Source organism: Daejeonella sp. (genome assembly GCF_044342615.1).
Classification (GTDB): domain Bacteria; phylum Bacteroidota; class Bacteroidia; order Sphingobacteriales; family Sphingobacteriaceae; genus Daejeonella.
In genome coordinates this window covers 1-15,859 of sequence record NZ_JBIIPN010000060.1, presented here as the reverse complement: position 1 = coordinate 15,859, position 15,859 = coordinate 1, and the positions used below count along the sequence as shown (strand labels likewise).

The window sequence follows — 15,859 nt, the reverse complement described above, 5'->3', positions numbered from 1 at the left end:
AATGGAAATAAATTCATTCCTGTATATGTAACTGAGAACATGGTTGGGCATAAGCTTGGTGAATTTTCTCCAACCAGAACATTTAGAGGTCACTCTGATAAGAAAAAATAAGCAATGGAAGCAATAGCAAAATTAAATAATTGCCCTACCTCACCACGTAAGATGAGATTGGTTGTTGATCTGATCAGAGGTGAACGGGTTGAGAAAGCCTTATATATTTTAAAGTTTACCAATAAGGAAGCGGCGATAAGAGTTGAAAAACTATTATTATCAGCAATCAAAAATTGGGAATTGAAAAATGAAGGTCAACGTCCTGAAGACAATGAATTGTTTGTGAAAACCATCATGGTTGATGGAGGTCGCCAGTTAAAGAGATTAAGACCAGCTCCTCAAGGTCGCGGACATAGAATTCGTAAGCGTTCTAACCACGTAACTTTGATAGTTGATAGTAAAACAAGTGAACCAATAACTAAGTAAGGAGAAATGGGACAAAAAGCACATCCAATAGGTAACAGATTAGGAATCATCAAAGGTTGGGATTCTAATTGGTTCGGTGGTAACAATTACTCTGATAAATTAGTTGAGGACGAAAAGATCAGAAAATACCTGGCAGCACGTATTTCAAAGGGCGGTATCTCTAAAGTAGTTATCGAGCGTACTTTGAAGCGTATCACTATCACTATTCACACTGCTCGTCCGGGCATCGTGATCGGAAAAGGTGGTCAAGAGGTTGATAAGATCAAAGAGGAACTTAAGAAACTAACAAAGAAAGACGTACAAATCAATATATTTGAAATTAAACGTCCTGAATTAGACGCACAATTAGTAGGTGAAGGAGTTGCTAAGCAATTAGAAGCTAGAATTTCTTTCCGTCGTGCCATGAAAACTTCTATCGCATCAACAATGCGTATGGGAGCTGAAGGTATCAAGATTATGTGTTCTGGTCGTTTAGGTGGTGCTGAAATGGCACGTACTGAACAATATAAAGATGGACGCGTTCCTTTGCATACTTTCCGTGCTGATATCGATTATGCTTTATCTGAAGCACTTACCACTTATGGTAAAATCGGTGTTAAGGTTTGGATCATGAAAGGTGAAGTTTACGGAAAGCGTGATCTTTCTCCTAACATTGGTCAAACAACTGGAGTAAAAGGTAGAGGACCAGAAGGCGGATCTGCACCATTTGCTGGTGGCGGCGAAAGACGTGGTGGTGGCGACAGACGTTCTGATAATCGTGGTGGTGGCGACAGACGCGGTGGTGATAACCGTGGTGGTCAAAATCGTGGCGGTGGAGCAGGTGGTCAAAACCGTGGTGGTAATGCCGGGGGTGGTTTCAGAGGTAAAAAATAATTAAGAATTAGTAATTAGTTTTAGTATTTAGTAGTTTGATGCAGTGTTCTAATCAACCTGTATCTAACCATCTAATAACTAAAACCAAAAATAAATAAGAACATGTTACAGCCAAAGAGAACGAAGTTCAGAAAGATGCAAAAAGGCAAAATGAAAGGTCTGGCCGGTCGCGGTGCAGAATTAGCCTTCGGTTCTTTCGGAATCAAATCATTAGAGCCAGCTTGGATTACCAGTCGTCAGATTGAATCAGCTCGTATCGCCGTTACCCGTTTCATGAAAAGGGAAGGTCAGGTTTGGATCCGTATTTTCCCAGACAAGCCAGTTACTAAGAAACCAGCTGAAGTACGTATGGGTAAAGGTAAAGGTGCTCCAGAATATTGGGTAGCAGTTGTAAGACCAGGAAGAATGCTTTTTGAAGCTGAAGGCGTGCCTTTGGAAATTGCAAAAGAAGCTATGCGTTTAGCTGCTCAAAAGTTACCAGTTCAAACAAAATTTGTAACTAGAAGAGATTTCGTAGAAGCATAATTAGTAGTTAGTATTTAGTAGTTAGTAGTTAGTATAGCGATAGGCATAACAACTAAAAACTAACCAACTAAAAACTAACCAACTAACAAACTAAAAAAAAATGAAAAGTTCAGAAATACAAGCGCTAACAACTGAAGAAGTTATAGCACGCATTAATGAAGAGAAGGCTAATCTCACAAAAATGAAATTTGCTCATACTGTTTCTGCTATTGAGAATCCAACTAGGATTACAAAAGTTAGAAAGGATGTAGCACGTTTAAACACAGAATTGACTAAGCGCAAGGCGGAAGCAAAAGCATCTGCTGCGACAGAGTCCGCTTCTGAATAAATAAAAGTCCAAAATGGAAGAAAGAAAATTAAGAAAAACAAGAACCGGGTTGGTTGTAAGCAACAAAATGGAGAAATCTATAGTTGTTTCTGTAGAGCGTAAAGTGAAACACCCGATTTATGGTAAGTTCGTTAAGAAAACTACCAAATTTATGGCTCATGACGAGACTAACACTTGCGGTATCGGTGATACAGTGTTAATCATGGAAACTCGTCCGCTGAGTAAAACCAAGAATTGGAGATTAGTGGAAATTTTAGAAAGAGCTAAGTAACATGGTACAACAGGAATCAAGACTGAATGTTGCTGACAACAGCGGTGCTAAACAAGTTTTAGTTATCCGTGTTTTAGGTGGTACCGGAAAGCGTTATGCATCCATAGGTGACAAAATTGTTGTCACTGTAAAGAGCGCTATTCCATCAGGGAACATCAAAAAAGGATCTGTCTCTAAGGCAGTTGTTGTGAGAACAAAAAAAGAGATCAGAAGAAAAGACGGTTCATATATCCGTTTTGACGATAATGCAGCTGTATTGCTGAACGCTCAGGACGAGCCACGTGGAACACGTATTTTCGGTCCTGTAGCTAGAGAGCTACGTGAAAAACAATTCATGAAGATTGTATCATTAGCACCGGAGGTTTTGTAAAATGGAAAAGAAAATAAAATCACAACCTAAGTTGAAGATCCGTAAAGGAGATCTAGTGCAGATTGTTGCAGGCGATTCTAAAGGAAAACAAGGTAAGGTATTAGAAGTTCAGCTAGCTACTAGCAGAATTATAGTTGAAGGTGCTAACATGGTATCTAAACATACAAAACCAAATGCTGCTACTCCAAATGGAGGTATCATTAAGAAAGAGGCTAGTCTTCATATTTCAAATATCATGCTTGTTGATACCAAATCTGGTAAGCCAACGCGTGTAGGTAAGATGAAAAATGCAGATGGTAAATCAGTTCGCATCTCTAAAAAGTCTGGGGAGGAAATTAAGTAATGACTTACGTACCAAGATTAAAATCAAAATATAACGAAGAAATCGTTACTGCTTTAAAGGATAAATTCCAATATAAAAGCGTAATGCAGGTTCCACGTTTACAAAAAATCGCTATCAACCAAGGTGTTGGTGGAGCTTCAACAGATAAGAAGTTAATTGACAATGCAATCAATGAAATGACTACTATAACTGGTCAAAAAGCGATCCCTGCAAAGTCTAAGAAAGATATTTCCAACTTCAAATTACGTAAAGGAATGCCAATTGGTGTTCGTGTAACATTACGTGATAATAATATGTATGAATTCCTTGATCGTTTAATTGCAGTTGCTTTACCACGTATTCGTGATTTCAAAGGCATCAATGATAAAGGCTTTGACGGACGTGGAAACTATACTTTAGGTGTAACTGAGCAGATCATTTTCCCTGAAATTAATATTGATCAAATCAATAAGATCATGGGTATGGATATCACTTTTGTTACTACTGCTAAGACTGATGTTGAAGCTTTAGAATTATTAAAGCAATTCGGTTTACCATTTAAGAATCAAACTACAAACAATCAATAATGGCTAAAGAAGGTGTAAAAGCACGTGAAGTTAAACGTGCCAGATTAGTTGCCAAGTTCGCAGATAAAAGAGCAGCATTAAAAGCAGCTGGAGATTTTGAAGGTCTTGATAAATTACCTAAAAACTCTTCACCAGTACGTTTACATAATCGTTGTAAGTTAACTGGTCGTCCTCGTGGTTATATGCGTCAATTCGGTATTTCAAGGGTAACATTCCGTGAAATGGCTTTGGCAGGTAAAATCCCGGGAGTACGTAAGGCTTCTTGGTAAGAAAGCTGAAAGCATAGTTTACAATTAACAGATATTTTCTGTTAATTTGCTTTCGTTTAAAACAAAGCTTTTTAAATTATAAATTAACCGATAGCAGGTCGTTCCGAATAGGTTGGAAAGGAAACCACTATCACAATAAATAAATAATGAATACAGATCCAATAGCAGATTATCTTACGAGAGTAAGGAATGCCATTAAGGCTAACCACCGCGTTGTAGAGATTCCTGCATCAAACCTTAAAAAAGAAATGACAAAAGTTCTTTTTGACAAAGGTTACATCACAAATTATAAGTTTGAGGATACAAATACCCAAGGGACGATTAAAATCGCTTTGAAGTATAATCCCATAACAAAAATTCCAGCTATTCGCAATATTTCACGTGTGAGTACTCCTGGTTTAAGAAGATATGCTGGTGTTGAAAATATGCCACGTGTATTAAACGGTTTAGGTATCGCTATTCTCTCTACTTCTAAAGGTGTTATGACCGATAAAGAAGCTAAGAGTTTGAATATTGGCGGTGAGGTTTTATGTTACGTTTATTAATAGGAGGATAAGAGAAGATGTCAAGAATAGGAAAAGCCCCGATTAATATCCCTGCAGGTGTAACCGTAACAGTTTCTGATACGAACCTTGTAACAGTTAAAGGTCCAAAAGGTCAATTAACTCAGGATGTAGATGCAGATATTAAAATTGTTCAGGAAGATGGTGTTTTAACAGTACAACGTCCTTCAGAGCAAAAACGTCACAAAGCACTTCATGGTTTATATCGTTCATTAATCAATAACATGGTTGTTGGTGTAACTGAAGGATACAAATCAGAGCAAGAGCTTGTAGGTGTTGGTTACCGTGCTACGAACGTAGGTAATACTTTGGATTTAGTTTTAGGATATTCTCACCACTTTGTGTTTGAATTACCTAAAGAAATTAATGTTACTACTACTTCAGAAAAAGGTAAGAACCCAGTAGTTATATTGGAGAGTATCGACAAGCAATTATTAGGACAAGTAGCAGCGAAAATTCGTTCTCTACGTGCTCCAGAGCCTTACAAAGGTAAAGGTATTAAGTTTGTTGGTGAAGTGTTAAGAAGAAAAGCTGGTAAATCAGCCGCTAAAAAATAATCATCATGGCAGGAATTAAATTATCTCGCAGAGAGCGAATCAAAAGAGGAATCAGAAAGAGATTAACAGGTTCTGCAGAGCGCCCGCGTTTGTCAGTGTACAGAAGCAATAAAGGGATTTACGCTCAGATTATCGATGATAATAGCGGAAAAACTATTGTTTCAGCATCATCTTTATCCAAAGATTTTGTTGCCAATGGAAATAAATCTGATCAATCAAAAGCTGTTGGTAAAGCAGTAGCAGAAAAAGCATTAGCAGCAGGTGTAAACCAAGTTGTTTTTGACAGAAATGGCTACCTGTACCACGGTCGTGTAAAGTCATTGGCTGAAGGTGCACGTGAAGCTGGTTTAGTATTTTAATTAGCATCGGTTACAGCGATCATATATCAATAATATCGGTGTTATCATAAAATAAAGAGAATGTCAACTATCAATATAAAAAGAGTAAAATCAAGCGAAATCGAATTAAAAGATCGCTTAGTTAGCATCCAACGTGTTGCTAAAGTTACCAAAGGTGGACGTACCTTCAGTTTTTCTGCTATCGTTGTAGTAGGGGATGAAAACGGAATCGTAGGTTTCGGTCTAGGTAAAGCAAAAGAGGTTACTGAAGCTATCGCTAAAGGAATTGATGATGCAAAGAAGAATCTTGTTAAAGTTCCTATTATTAACGGAACTGTTCCTCATGAGCAGTTAGGTAAATATTCAGGAGGCTTCGTATTCATTAAACCAGCTGCCCCGGGTACCGGTGTTATCGCTGGTGGTGCAATGCGTGCAGTACTTGAAAGTGCTGGAGTACATAACGTACTTGCAAAATCTAAAGGTTCGTCAAACCCGCACAACGTGGTAAAAGCAACAGTATTAGCACTTTCACAATTACGTGATGCTTATACAGTAGCTCAACAACGTGGCGTTAATTTAAATAAAGTATTTAACGGATAATCATCATGGCTAAAATTAAAATAACCCAGATTAAAAGCGTTATCGATAGAAGCGAGCGTCAAAAAAGAACTATGCAGGCATTAGGTTTAAAAAAAATAAACCATTCTGTAGAGGTTGAAGCTAATCCGGCGATTATCGGAATGGTGAGAAAAGTTAATCATTTAGTAGCAGTAGAAAGTATCTAATCATGAACTTAAGTAACTTACAACCTGCAGAAGGTTCAACAAAAAATAGAAAACGTATCGGTCGTGGAACAGGATCTGGACGCGGTGGAACTTCCACTCGTGGTCATAAAGGTGCTGGATCACGTTCTGGATACAAGAGTAAGGTCGGTTTTGAAGGTGGTCAAATGCCTTTACAACGTCGTTTACCTAAAGTAGGCTTTAATCCTATTAACCGTACAGAATATGTTAGCGTTAATTTAGATGCATTGCAAGCACTTGCAGAAAAGTATAATTTAACAACTATCGATTTTGATACATTCAGAGAGCACGGTTTAGCTTCAAAGAATGATTTAGTTAAGATTTTAGGTAGAGGTGAAGTTAAATCCAAATTGGATGTTAAAGCACATGCATTCTCAGCTTCTGCGCAAAAAGCAATTGAAGCAGTTGGTGGTGCCATAGCTAAATTATAATTATACATGAAAAAGTTTTTTTCAACGCTTTCCAACATCTGGAAAATTGAAGACTTAAGAGCACGAATTTTATTCACGCTCTTATGTCTTTTAATTTATAGAATAGGTTCATTTATTGTTCTTCCTGGTGTTGATTCTGCATCTCTTGATGATGCTCAGGCAAAAGAAGGTTTATTAGGATTGTTGAATATGTTTGCTGGAGGGTCTTTCTCTAGAGCATCTATATTCGCACTTGGCGTTATGCCTTATATTTCTGCATCTATCGTTGTGCAGTTATTAGGTATTGCTGTTCCTTATTTCCAAAAACTTCAAAAGGAAGGTGAAAGCGGACGTAAAAAGATTAATCAGGTGACTCGTTACTTGACAATCATTATCACTGCTCTACAAGCAATAGGTTATGTTCGTTCTCAAATTAGTCCTGATGCTCGTTTGCTTTCAGAACCAATGTTTAGCATAACTTCAATGTTTATCCTTACCGCAGGAACAATGTTCGTCATGTGGTTAGGTGAAAAAATCACTGATAAAGGTATTGGAAATGGTATTTCCATGATCATCATGGTGGGTATTATCGCTCAGTTACCTTTTGGTATTCTATCGGAATTTAATTCTAGAATGGGTGCTCAAGGTGGTTTAATTTCTTTCATTGTAGAGATTGTAGCCCTGTTTTTAGTGGTAATGTTTACTATTTTGATTGTTCAAGGTGTTCGTAAGATACCTGTTCAATACGCTAAAAAGATTGTAGGTGCTAAGCAGTATGGTGGTGTTCGTCAGTATATTCCATTAAAAGTAAACGCAGCGGGTGTTATGCCAATCATTTTTGCTCAAGCGATTATGTTTATACCAACAACCATTAGTTCATTTTTCCCATCTGCGCAATCTTCATTCCTTACAGCATTTAGTGATTATACTTCATTGACGTATAATCTAACTTTTGCATTTATGATCATTGCCTTTACTTTCTTCTACACAGCTATTACCGTTAATCCGGTTCAAATGTCTGATGATATGAAGAAAAATGGTGGATTTGTACCTGGTGTAAAACCTGGTAAAACTACTGGTGACTATATCGACGCTGTGATTTCAAAAATTACTTTACCAGGATCTATATTCTTAGCTATCATTGCTATCATGCCTTCAATTGCAATTATTTTAGGTATCAATAGTCAGTTCGCTAATTTTTATGGGGGTACATCTTTGTTAATTCTTGTAGGTGTTGTATTAGATACTTTACAGCAAGTAGAAAGTCATTTATTAATGCGTCATTATGATGGCTTAATGAAGACTGGTAGGATTAAAGGTCGTACTCCGCTTTCAGCTGGAGCGTCTGGAATATAATATTGATGTCTAAGGTTTTTTACAAGTCTTTAGAGGATATAGAAAAAATTAGAGAAAGTTCTCTGCTAGTTTCTAAAACTCTTGCCGAAGTTGCAAAAAACATCGGAGAAGGTGTAAAGACAATTCATCTAAATAAGATTGCTGAAGAATTTATTCGTGATCACGGTGGAGTGCCAGCATTCCTAAATTATCATGGTTTTCCATATTCGCTTTGTATCTCTCTTAATGATCAAGTGGTTCATGGTTTTCCAAGTGAATACGAAATAAAAGATGGAGATATTGTTTCTGTTGATTGTGGTGTAATTTTAAATGAATTTTTTGGTGATTCTGCTTATACCTTTCCAATAGGAAATGTTGATGCTGATACCTTTAAACTTTTAGAGGTTACTAAGGAGTGTCTGAAACTAGGTATTGAAAAGGCAGTCGTTGGTATGAGAGTGGGTGATGTAGGATATGCCGTTCAAGAGCATGCTGAAAAGAATGGTTTCGGTGTAGTGAAAGAACTTGTTGGTCACGGTGTTGGAGTTAAACTCCATGAGAAACCTGAGGTTCCTAATTATGGTAAACGGGGTTCTGGAATAAAATTGGAAGAGGGGATGGTGATTGCCATAGAACCAATGATTAACGCAGGTAAAGCTGGTGTTAAATTTTGGGAAGATGGTTGGACTGTTAGTACAATAGATCAAAAAGTATCTGCTCATTATGAGCATACAGTGGCAATTAAGAAGGGTAAAGCCGATGTTCTTTCAACATTTGAATACATAGAACAAGTTTTACAACAAAAAGATTAAATATTAAATTTTTTTATTTAATTTTGCATCCCTGATAGGATGGGCTTGAGAAGGAAAAATACAGCTTTATCTATTAATTTTTTTGGAGAGAGCGATATTTTCGACACTTGTTTATGTTAAATCAGGAGAAATTTAAATAATATATGGCCAAACAGGCTTCAATAGAACAAGACGGAATTATTAGAGAGGCATTGTCTAATGCAATGTTTCGTGTTGAATTAGAAAATGGACACGAAATTATCGCGCACATTTCTGGAAAAATGAGGATGCACTACATCAAAATTCTTCCAGGAGATAAAGTGAAGTTGGAAATGTCGCCTTATGATTTAAGTAAAGGCAGAATAACATACAGATATAAATAGGATAAAGATGAAAGTAAGAGCATCCATCAAAAAACGTAGTGCTGACTGTAAAGTAATCCGTCGTAAGGGAGTACTTTATGTGATCAACAAAAAGAACCCAAAGTATAAACAACGTCAGGGATAATAAATTGACAAGAAGGATTGATGTATGATCTAATTTCACACATTTAATCATTCATTCAATCATTAAATATAAATATGGCAAGGATAGCAGGTATTGATTTACCAAAAAACAAAAGAGGAGAGATCGGACTTACTTACATTTTCGGTATCGGCAAGGCAACCGCACAAAGGATCCTTAATGATGCTGGTATTGATGTAAATATTAAAGTTCAAGATTGGACTGATGATCAGTTAGCAGCAATTCGTGGTTTCATTAACGATGAAATTAAAGTAGAAGGTGCTTTACGTTCTGAAGTGCAATTAAACATCAAACGTTTAATGGACATCGGTTGCTACCGTGGTCTACGTCACCGTAAGGGACTTCCAGTTCGTGGTCAGCGTACTAAGAATAACTCTCGTACTCGTAAAGGTAAGCGTAAGACTGTTGCTAATAAGAAAAAAGCAACTAAATAAGATATGAGACATTAGATTGGAGATATATGAATATTTCTAATCTAATTCTTTTTTAATTAACAGATTAAGCGGATATGATTTAGGTCTTAATTGAATCAAAATCATGACTAAACAAGAAATTGATATGAGTAGAGAGAATGTGTCTCACATCTCAAGTCTCTTATCTAAAATCTCTAAAAATGGCTAAAACTAAAAAAGTTACCAAAAAGCGTATTGTAATTGTTGAACCAATTGGTGAAGCACATATTAATGCTACGTTTAACAACATCATTATTACTTTAACTAATCTACAAGGTCAGACTATCTCATGGTCGTCTGCAGGTAAGATGGGTTTTAAAGGTTCTAAGAAAAACACTCCATACGCTGCCGGTCAGGCTGCTGGTGATTGTGCAAAGGTTGCTCATGATCTTGGTCTTCGTAAAGTTCAAGTTTACGTTAAAGGTCCAGGTTCTGGTCGTGAGTCTGCTATTCGTACTTTACAAACTGCTGGTATTGAAGTGACTACAATTCAGGATATTACCCCGCTTCCACACAATGGTTGCCGTCCTCCAAAAAGAAGAAGAGTTTAATACATATAATTAATAATCATTTTTAAAGCTAAGATTCTCCCGACATGGTTGGGATGATACTTTAAAAAACACACAACAATGGCTAGATACACAGGACCCAAGTCCAAAATTGCCCGTAGATTCAGAGAACCAATTTTTGGTCCTGATAAGGCATTAGAAAGAAAAAATTATCCTCCAGGGATGCATGGTACCTCAAGAAAAAGAGGTAAGCAATCAGAATTTGCTGTGCAGTTAATGGAGAAGCAAAAAGTTAAATACACCTATGGTGTATTAGAGCGTTATTTCGAGAACCTTTTCCACAAAGCTTCTGCTAAAGAAGGTATTACTGGAGAGAACTTATTAAAGTTTCTTGAAGCTCGTTTAGATAATACTGTTTACCGTTTAGGTATTGCTCCAACTCGTTCAGCTGCTCGTCAGCTTGTAGGACATAAGCATATTACCGTGAATGGTGAAATTGTAAACATCGCTTCTTATTCTTTACGTGCTGGTGATGTTATCGCTGTGCGTGAACGTTCAAAAAGCCTTGAAGCAGTAGCTCATTCTGTTGCTGCTAGAACGATCAATAAATTTAGTTGGTTAGAGTGGGATGCAAATACCTTAACTGGTAAGTTCCTTAACCTGCCAAGTCGTGAAGAAATTCCTGAAAATATCAAGGAAAATCTAATCGTCGAGTTGTACTCTAAATAAGATATGAGATTTGAGATATGAGATTTTTATACTGGAATCTCATATCTAGTTTCATAAATATTAGCCTGAAAAGGTTAGAGATAGGGCGGGGAGATTTGAGTTTATCTCATTTCTCATTTCTCAAATCTCATATCCATAAACAATAAACAAATTTGATAAATGGCAATTTTAGCATTTCAGAAACCTGATAAAGTTATCATGCAGAAATCTACGGATTTCGACGGTACATTTGAATTCAGACCATTAGAGCCTGGTTTTGGTGTAACTATTGGTAATGCTTTACGCAGAATACTTTTATCTTCCTTGGAAGGTTTTGCAATAACTTCTGTACGTTTTTCAGGAGTTTCTCACGAATTCTCAACAATTAAAGGTGTTGTTGAAGACGTAACTGAAATCATTCTTAGCTTGAAGCAAGTGCGTTTCAAAAAGACTGGTGATTCTGGTGATAGCGAAAAGATTTTCGTAATTATTACTGGTCAAGATCAGTTTAAAGCTGGTGATATTTCTAAGTTCTCAAATAACTTTGAAGTTCTTAACTCGGATCTTGTGATCTGTAATATGGAGTCTTCAGTTACTTTAGAGATCGAATTAACCGTTAATAAGGGTAGAGGTTATGTTGCCGCTGAAGAAAATAAAAACGCCGACTCACCACTTGGTGTTATTGCAATCGATTCTATCTACACTCCAATTAAGAATGTTAAGTATTCTATTGAGAATTTCCGTGTAGAGCAAAAGACCGATTACGAGAAGCTTGTTCTTGATATATCAACTGATGGTTCGATTCATCCAGAAGATGCTTTGAAAGAAGCAGCTAAGATTTTGATTCACCACTTTATGTTATTCTCTGATGAGAATATCATGCTTGAATCTCAGGCAAAAGAAGAAACTAAGGAAGTTGATGAGGAAATCTTACACATGCGTAAAATCCTTAAAATGGAATTAGTTGATCTTGATCTCTCTGTACGTGCATTAAACTGCTTAAAAGCAGCAGATATCCGTTCACTTGCTGATCTTGTTTCTTATGATGTTGCTGATATGTTGAAATTCAGAAACTTTGGTAAGAAATCTTTAACTGAAATCCAAGACTTAGTAAAATCTAAAGGTTTATCTTTTGGTATGAACCTTTCAAAATTTAAATTAGACGAAGAATAAATAAGCGAAATGCATAATTCCCGATCCCGAAAGGTTGATCGACGGTATGCACGTGCATAATCAAACAAACAATGAGACACGGTAAAAAAGTAAACCATTTAAGTCGTACAGATAGTCATCGCCGAGCGATGCTTGCTAACATGGCTTCTTCGCTTATATTACACAAGCGCATCACTACTACACTTGCTAAAGCAAAAGCTTTACGTGTATATGTTGAACCAATTATTACAAAATCAAAAGACGATACTACACACTCTCGTCGTACTGTATTTAGTTACTTACAAAATAAAGAAGTAGTTTCTATCTTGTTCCGCGATATCGCTGCTAAAGTTGCTAATCGTCCAGGTGGTTATACCCGTATTCTTAAAATGGGAAATCGTTTAGGTGATAACGCTTCTATGGCATTAATTGAACTTGTAGATTACAACGAAATTTACACTTCTGGAGATGCAGTTGCTGAAAAGAAATCAACTCGCCGTCGTGGTTCAAAAGCAAAAAAAGCTGATGATACTCCCGCTGCAGCTGCTCCAAAAGCAGAAAAAGAAGAAGTAGTTCAAGCTGCTCCTGTTGTTGAGGAAACTCAAGTTGAAGAAGTTCAAGTTGAGGAAACTGCTACTGCTGAGACTCCAGCTGAGGAAACTCAAGTTGAAGACACTACTGAAGAAGAGAAAAAAGGAGAGTAATTTCTCTAAATTTTATTCTAAAGACCTGCTCATTGAGCAGGTTTTTTTTGTTTTAAGGCTATTTGTTCATTCTTGCCCTAAGCCTATTTTAATTCCAATAAGCAATTTGATTTTATTTTGTTATTTCAAATTCTGCCGGACTTTAATACAGCTATTAAAAGTATTACTGCCATCCTGTCATTTTTCAAAAGAGCTACACTGCTAGATTATTGAGTAAATTACTGTCATTTATGGTCAAGACTTAATTGGCACAAGGCTTGATAATTAGAATTTAGTAATAATATTAAATTAAGAAGGATTAAAATATGGCAAAGATAATTGGTATCGACTTAGGAACTACAAATTCATGCGTATCAGTAATGGAGGGTAATGAGCCTGTAGTTATTCCAAACAGTGAAGGTAAACGAACTACCCCTTCAATTGTTGCTTTTGTTGATAATGGAGAGCGTAAGGTAGGAGATCCGGCAAAACGTCAGGCAATCACCAACCCAACAAAAACCATTTCTTCAATCAAGCGCTTCATGGGAAATAGCTTTGGTGAGGTTACAAACGAAATGACTCGTGTTCCATACACAGTGGTTAAGGGTGATAATAATACTCCGCGTGTTAAGATAGATGATCGTTTATATACTCCTCAGGAGATTTCTGCAATGGTTTTGCAGAAAATGAAGAAAACTGCAGAAGATTTCTTAGGTCATGAAGTAAATGAAGCAGTAATTACTGTTCCTGCCTATTTTAATGATGCTCAACGTCAAGCTACGAAAGAGGCTGGTGAAATTGCCGGACTAAAAGTTTCTCGTATCATCAATGAGCCTACAGCCGCAGCGCTTGCTTACGGTTTGGATAAGGCTCATAAGGACATGAAAATTGTAGTGTTCGACTGTGGTGGTGGTACGCATGACGTGTCTGTTCTTGAATTAGGAGATGGTGTGTTTGAAGTTAAATCAACTGATGGTGATACTCACCTTGGTGGTGATGACTTTGATGCTGTAATCATTGACTGGATGGCAGATGAGTTTAAAAGCGATGAGGGCATTGACCTTCGTAAAGATCCAATGGCACTTCAGCGTTTGAAAGAAGCTGCTGAAAAGGCTAAGATTGAATTATCGAGCACCGCACAAACTGAAATTAACCTTCCTTATATCTCTGCTGGAGATGGAATGCCAAAACACTTAGTTAAGACTTTAACTCGTGCTAAATTTGAGCAATTAGCAGATAGTTTGATAAAAAGAACTATTGAGCCATGTAAAAAAGCTTTGAAAAATGCTGGTTTAAGCACCTCTGATATCGATGAAATTATCCTTGTAGGAGGTTCAACTCGTATTCCTGCTATTCAGGATGCAGTAAAAGCTTTCTTTGGTAAAGAGCCTTCAAAAGGTGTAAACCCAGATGAGGTAGTAGCAATTGGTGCTGCAATCCAAGGTGGTGTTTTAACTGGTGAGGTTAAAGATGTATTATTACTTGACGTTACTCCACTTTCTTTAGGTATTGAAACTATGGGTGGTGTAATGACTAAATTAATTGAAGCTAATACCACAATCCCTTCTAAGAAATCTGAAGTTTTCTCAACAGCATCTGATAATCAGCCATCTGTAGAGATTCATATTTTACAAGGTGAGCGCCCAATGGCAAATCAAAATAGAACCATCGGTCGTTTCCACTTAGATGGTATTCCACCTTCACCACGTGGTATTCCTCAAATTGAAGTAACTTTTGATATTGATGCAAACGGTATCTTGCACGTAGCAGCAAAGGATAAGGCAACCAATAAAGAGCAAAAAATCCGTATTGAAGCTTCTTCTGGACTTACAGATGAAGAAATCAAGAAGATGAAAGATGAGGCTGAAGCTAATGCTGAAGCAGATAAGGCAGCACGCGAAGAAGTTGATAAACTAAACGCTGCAGATGCGCTAATCTTCTCTACCGAAAAGCAATTAAAAGAGTATGGTGATAAACTCGCCGACGATAAGAAAGCTCCGATTGAAGAAGGTTTGAAAAAACTGAAAGATGCACATGCTGCAAAAGATTTCGCTGCAATGGACACTGCTCAGGCAGAGCTTCAAGCGGCATGGAATGTTGCTTCTGAAGACATGTACAAAGCTTCTCAGGAGGGCGGACAAGCTACTGGTGCTGCTGATGCAGGTCAACAAGCTGGTGCTGATGATTCAGTTACTGATGTTGATTTTGAAGAAGTAAAAGAAGACGATAAGAAGTAATTCTTAAATCTGATATGTAAAAAACCCCATTCTTTTAGGTGAATGGGGTTTTTTGTTGGCTGTCTAGTTGATATTTTGATTAATGTATAACAATTATTTGTTGGTGTTTTAATAATTGCTTTTTTGAATTTTACGTAATTGTTTTATTTAATTAACAGCAATTAGTCCAATCGCCACTATCAGTAGAAATATTCCTAAATACTGCCTGAAAACGAGTTTTTCTTTATAAATATAGGCTCCGAAAATTAATGTAAAAATCAGCTGGCTTTGTGCGAAAAAATTAATTTGTGCAATAGTTGTGCTTAAATATGCGAGGTGAATAAACATGCTTCCTCCCAATAAACAAATTGATAATATTAATGTGTTTTTTATAAATTTCGCATTTGAAATATAATCTCTGATTTTAACTTTATACCCAATAATTAGAAAACAACTGAAAATTGTGATACAAAGTTCAAGTAAAAATGAAAAAGGTAAAACCCCCATCCATTTTATAGGAATTTTAAAAAGGGTATAATCAAAACCCCAAATTAATGCGCTTAGTAAACCATAGGCAAGGGCTTTTTTTTGAGTTGAATTTAGATTTAAGGTTGCTTTAGCAAAAAAAAGTAGTAGTAAGCCCACTGTCATAATTGTAATGGGTAGCCAATAACTTTTTTTCCAGGGTTCGCCAAGGACAAAAGTTGCGGTTAGTAAACCGAAAATGTTTAGGGAGGATAATGGGGCCACTAAATTAACCACTCCACCTTGCATAGATTTTACGAAAAACAATAA

The 15,859-nt window shown here is 36.7% G+C and carries 27 protein-coding genes; 26 read left to right on the top strand and 1 reads right to left on the bottom strand.

All coding sequences use genetic code 11. From position 1 onward, the window contains the following. From ACIQ0D_RS06950 to dnaK, 26 genes are all read left to right on the top strand, one after another. The coding region (locus ACIQ0D_RS06950) for a ribosomal protein S19 family protein (protein ID WP_395804061.1) at positions 1-111 on the top strand (111 nt) is incomplete at its 5' end. 3 nt (positions 112-114) lie between these two features. After that, positions 115-477, top strand: coding sequence for a 50S ribosomal protein L22 (gene rplV / locus ACIQ0D_RS06945; RefSeq protein WP_395804057.1), 363 nt, complete (start codon positions 115-117; stop codon positions 475-477). 6 nt (positions 478-483) lie between these two features. Next, positions 484-1,350 (top strand): 30S ribosomal protein S3, encoded by an 867-nt coding sequence (gene rpsC / locus ACIQ0D_RS06940; protein ID WP_291399960.1) that lies wholly within the window; start codon positions 484-486, stop codon positions 1,348-1,350. A 102-nt stretch (positions 1,351-1,452) separates the two neighbouring features. Continuing rightward, positions 1,453-1,875, top strand: coding sequence for a 50S ribosomal protein L16 (gene rplP / locus ACIQ0D_RS06935; RefSeq protein WP_395804055.1), 423 nt, complete (start codon positions 1,453-1,455; stop codon positions 1,873-1,875). A gap of 100 nt (positions 1,876-1,975) precedes the next feature. After that, positions 1,976-2,203, top strand: a complete 228-nt coding sequence (gene rpmC, locus ACIQ0D_RS06930; RefSeq protein WP_291399964.1) for a 50S ribosomal protein L29 — start codon at positions 1,976-1,978, stop codon at positions 2,201-2,203. Between the two features lie 13 nt (positions 2,204-2,216). Further along, positions 2,217-2,474: a 30S ribosomal protein S17 gene (rpsQ, locus tag ACIQ0D_RS06925; RefSeq protein ID WP_291399966.1), complete on the top strand. Its 258-nt coding sequence runs from the start codon at positions 2,217-2,219 to the stop codon at positions 2,472-2,474. A 1-nt stretch (position 2,475) separates the two neighbouring features. After that, positions 2,476-2,844, top strand: coding sequence for a 50S ribosomal protein L14 (rplN, locus tag ACIQ0D_RS06920; protein WP_291399968.1), 369 nt, complete (start codon positions 2,476-2,478; stop codon positions 2,842-2,844). Between the two features lies 1 nt (position 2,845). Next, entirely contained in the window at positions 2,846-3,187 is a 342-nt protein-coding gene (rplX, locus tag ACIQ0D_RS06915) for a 50S ribosomal protein L24 (RefSeq protein WP_395804053.1), read from the top strand. After that, positions 3,187-3,753: a 50S ribosomal protein L5 gene (gene rplE, locus ACIQ0D_RS06910; RefSeq protein ID WP_395804051.1), complete on the top strand. Its 567-nt coding sequence runs from the start codon at positions 3,187-3,189 to the stop codon at positions 3,751-3,753. The genes rplX and rplE overlap by 1 nt, the downstream gene beginning before the upstream one ends. Next, entirely contained in the window at positions 3,753-4,022 is a 270-nt protein-coding gene (gene rpsN / locus ACIQ0D_RS06905; protein ID WP_090706504.1) for a 30S ribosomal protein S14, read from the top strand. The genes rplE and rpsN overlap by 1 nt, the downstream gene beginning before the upstream one ends. Positions 4,023-4,165: 143 nt before the next feature. Further along, positions 4,166-4,567: a 30S ribosomal protein S8 gene (gene rpsH / locus ACIQ0D_RS06900; protein WP_395804059.1), complete on the top strand. Its 402-nt coding sequence runs from the start codon at positions 4,166-4,168 to the stop codon at positions 4,565-4,567. Positions 4,568-4,584: 17 nt separating this feature from the next. Continuing rightward, on the top strand, positions 4,585-5,142 hold the full coding sequence (gene rplF / locus ACIQ0D_RS06895) for a 50S ribosomal protein L6 (protein ID WP_291399976.1): 558 nt from the start codon (positions 4,585-4,587) through the stop codon (positions 5,140-5,142). Between the two features lie 5 nt (positions 5,143-5,147). Beyond that, positions 5,148-5,501: a 50S ribosomal protein L18 gene (gene rplR, locus ACIQ0D_RS06890; RefSeq protein ID WP_291399978.1), complete on the top strand. Its 354-nt coding sequence runs from the start codon at positions 5,148-5,150 to the stop codon at positions 5,499-5,501. A 60-nt stretch (positions 5,502-5,561) separates the two neighbouring features. Further along, on the top strand, positions 5,562-6,080 hold the full coding sequence (gene rpsE / locus ACIQ0D_RS06885; RefSeq protein WP_291399980.1) for a 30S ribosomal protein S5: 519 nt from the start codon (positions 5,562-5,564) through the stop codon (positions 6,078-6,080). A 5-nt stretch (positions 6,081-6,085) separates the two neighbouring features. After that, positions 6,086-6,265 (top strand): 50S ribosomal protein L30, encoded by a 180-nt coding sequence (gene rpmD, locus ACIQ0D_RS06880; RefSeq protein WP_276347095.1) that lies wholly within the window; start codon positions 6,086-6,088, stop codon positions 6,263-6,265. 2 nt (positions 6,266-6,267) lie between these two features. Further along, positions 6,268-6,714: a 50S ribosomal protein L15 gene (gene rplO / locus ACIQ0D_RS06875; RefSeq protein ID WP_395804048.1), complete on the top strand. Its 447-nt coding sequence runs from the start codon at positions 6,268-6,270 to the stop codon at positions 6,712-6,714. 6 nt (positions 6,715-6,720) lie between these two features. Continuing rightward, entirely contained in the window at positions 6,721-8,049 is a 1,329-nt protein-coding gene (gene secY / locus ACIQ0D_RS06870) for a preprotein translocase subunit SecY (protein ID WP_395804046.1), read from the top strand. 5 nt (positions 8,050-8,054) lie between these two features. Then, positions 8,055-8,840 (top strand): type I methionyl aminopeptidase, encoded by a 786-nt coding sequence (gene map, locus ACIQ0D_RS06865; RefSeq protein WP_395804044.1) that lies wholly within the window; start codon positions 8,055-8,057, stop codon positions 8,838-8,840. 143 nt (positions 8,841-8,983) lie between these two features. Next, positions 8,984-9,202 carry a translation initiation factor IF-1 gene (gene infA, locus ACIQ0D_RS06860; RefSeq protein ID WP_026897900.1) on the top strand — a complete coding sequence of 73 codons (219 nt, stop codon included), beginning with the start codon at positions 8,984-8,986 and terminating at the stop codon, positions 9,200-9,202. A 7-nt stretch (positions 9,203-9,209) separates the two neighbouring features. Further along, complete coding sequence (gene rpmJ / locus ACIQ0D_RS06855) at positions 9,210-9,326, top strand: 50S ribosomal protein L36 (RefSeq protein WP_079702220.1); 117 nt, start codon at positions 9,210-9,212, stop codon at positions 9,324-9,326. A gap of 74 nt (positions 9,327-9,400) precedes the next feature. Beyond that, positions 9,401-9,778 carry a 30S ribosomal protein S13 gene (rpsM, locus tag ACIQ0D_RS06850; RefSeq protein WP_291399996.1) on the top strand — a complete coding sequence of 126 codons (378 nt, stop codon included), beginning with the start codon at positions 9,401-9,403 and terminating at the stop codon, positions 9,776-9,778. 179 nt (positions 9,779-9,957) lie between these two features. Next, on the top strand, positions 9,958-10,347 hold the full coding sequence (gene rpsK / locus ACIQ0D_RS06845; RefSeq protein WP_291399998.1) for a 30S ribosomal protein S11: 390 nt from the start codon (positions 9,958-9,960) through the stop codon (positions 10,345-10,347). Positions 10,348-10,425: 78 nt separating this feature from the next. Continuing rightward, on the top strand, positions 10,426-11,034 hold the full coding sequence (rpsD, locus tag ACIQ0D_RS06840; RefSeq protein ID WP_291400001.1) for a 30S ribosomal protein S4: 609 nt from the start codon (positions 10,426-10,428) through the stop codon (positions 11,032-11,034). A 159-nt stretch (positions 11,035-11,193) separates the two neighbouring features. After that, complete coding sequence (locus ACIQ0D_RS06835) at positions 11,194-12,186, top strand: DNA-directed RNA polymerase subunit alpha (protein WP_395804040.1); 993 nt, start codon at positions 11,194-11,196, stop codon at positions 12,184-12,186. Between the two features lie 71 nt (positions 12,187-12,257). Continuing rightward, entirely contained in the window at positions 12,258-12,869 is a 612-nt protein-coding gene (gene rplQ / locus ACIQ0D_RS06830) for a 50S ribosomal protein L17 (RefSeq protein ID WP_395804038.1), read from the top strand. Positions 12,870-13,174: 305 nt separating this feature from the next. Continuing rightward, entirely contained in the window at positions 13,175-15,085 is a 1,911-nt protein-coding gene (dnaK, locus tag ACIQ0D_RS06825) for a molecular chaperone DnaK (protein WP_395804036.1), read from the top strand. A gap of 147 nt (positions 15,086-15,232) precedes the next feature. Here dnaK and ACIQ0D_RS06820 read toward each other — a convergent pair. Further along, the coding region (locus tag ACIQ0D_RS06820) for an EamA family transporter (RefSeq protein ID WP_395804034.1) at positions 15,233-15,859 on the bottom strand (627 nt) is incomplete at its 5' end.

Bases quoted from the DNA above. Each gene is read 5' to 3' on its own strand.
- rplV (WP_395804057.1), top strand. From the start codon at position 115: ATGGAAGCAATAGCAAAATTAAATAATTGCCCTACCTCACCACGTAAG.
- rpsC (WP_291399960.1), top strand. From the start codon at position 484: ATGGGACAAAAAGCACATCCAATAGGTAACAGATTAGGAATCATCAAA.
- rplP (WP_395804055.1), top strand. From the start codon at position 1,453: ATGTTACAGCCAAAGAGAACGAAGTTCAGAAAGATGCAAAAAGGCAAA.
- rpmC (WP_291399964.1), top strand. From the start codon at position 1,976: ATGAAAAGTTCAGAAATACAAGCGCTAACAACTGAAGAAGTTATAGCA.
- rpsQ (WP_291399966.1), top strand. From the start codon at position 2,217: ATGGAAGAAAGAAAATTAAGAAAAACAAGAACCGGGTTGGTTGTAAGC.
- rplN (WP_291399968.1), top strand. From the start codon at position 2,476: ATGGTACAACAGGAATCAAGACTGAATGTTGCTGACAACAGCGGTGCT.
- rplX (WP_395804053.1), top strand. From the start codon at position 2,846: ATGGAAAAGAAAATAAAATCACAACCTAAGTTGAAGATCCGTAAAGGA.
- rplE (WP_395804051.1), top strand. From the start codon at position 3,187: ATGACTTACGTACCAAGATTAAAATCAAAATATAACGAAGAAATCGTT.
- rpsN (WP_090706504.1), top strand. From the start codon at position 3,753: ATGGCTAAAGAAGGTGTAAAAGCACGTGAAGTTAAACGTGCCAGATTA.
- rplF (WP_291399976.1), top strand. From the start codon at position 4,585: ATGTCAAGAATAGGAAAAGCCCCGATTAATATCCCTGCAGGTGTAACC.
- rplR (WP_291399978.1), top strand. From the start codon at position 5,148: ATGGCAGGAATTAAATTATCTCGCAGAGAGCGAATCAAAAGAGGAATC.
- rpsE (WP_291399980.1), top strand. From the start codon at position 5,562: ATGTCAACTATCAATATAAAAAGAGTAAAATCAAGCGAAATCGAATTA.
- rpmD (WP_276347095.1), top strand. From the start codon at position 6,086: ATGGCTAAAATTAAAATAACCCAGATTAAAAGCGTTATCGATAGAAGC.
- rplO (WP_395804048.1), top strand. From the start codon at position 6,268: ATGAACTTAAGTAACTTACAACCTGCAGAAGGTTCAACAAAAAATAGA.
- secY (WP_395804046.1), top strand. From the start codon at position 6,721: ATGAAAAAGTTTTTTTCAACGCTTTCCAACATCTGGAAAATTGAAGAC.
- map (WP_395804044.1), top strand. From the start codon at position 8,055: ATGTCTAAGGTTTTTTACAAGTCTTTAGAGGATATAGAAAAAATTAGA.
- infA (WP_026897900.1), top strand. From the start codon at position 8,984: ATGGCCAAACAGGCTTCAATAGAACAAGACGGAATTATTAGAGAGGCA.
- rpmJ (WP_079702220.1), top strand. From the start codon at position 9,210: ATGAAAGTAAGAGCATCCATCAAAAAACGTAGTGCTGACTGTAAAGTA.
- rpsM (WP_291399996.1), top strand. From the start codon at position 9,401: ATGGCAAGGATAGCAGGTATTGATTTACCAAAAAACAAAAGAGGAGAG.
- rpsK (WP_291399998.1), top strand. From the start codon at position 9,958: ATGGCTAAAACTAAAAAAGTTACCAAAAAGCGTATTGTAATTGTTGAA.
- rpsD (WP_291400001.1), top strand. From the start codon at position 10,426: ATGGCTAGATACACAGGACCCAAGTCCAAAATTGCCCGTAGATTCAGA.
- ACIQ0D_RS06835 (WP_395804040.1), top strand. From the start codon at position 11,194: ATGGCAATTTTAGCATTTCAGAAACCTGATAAAGTTATCATGCAGAAA.
- rplQ (WP_395804038.1), top strand. From the start codon at position 12,258: ATGAGACACGGTAAAAAAGTAAACCATTTAAGTCGTACAGATAGTCAT.
- dnaK (WP_395804036.1), top strand. From the start codon at position 13,175: ATGGCAAAGATAATTGGTATCGACTTAGGAACTACAAATTCATGCGTA.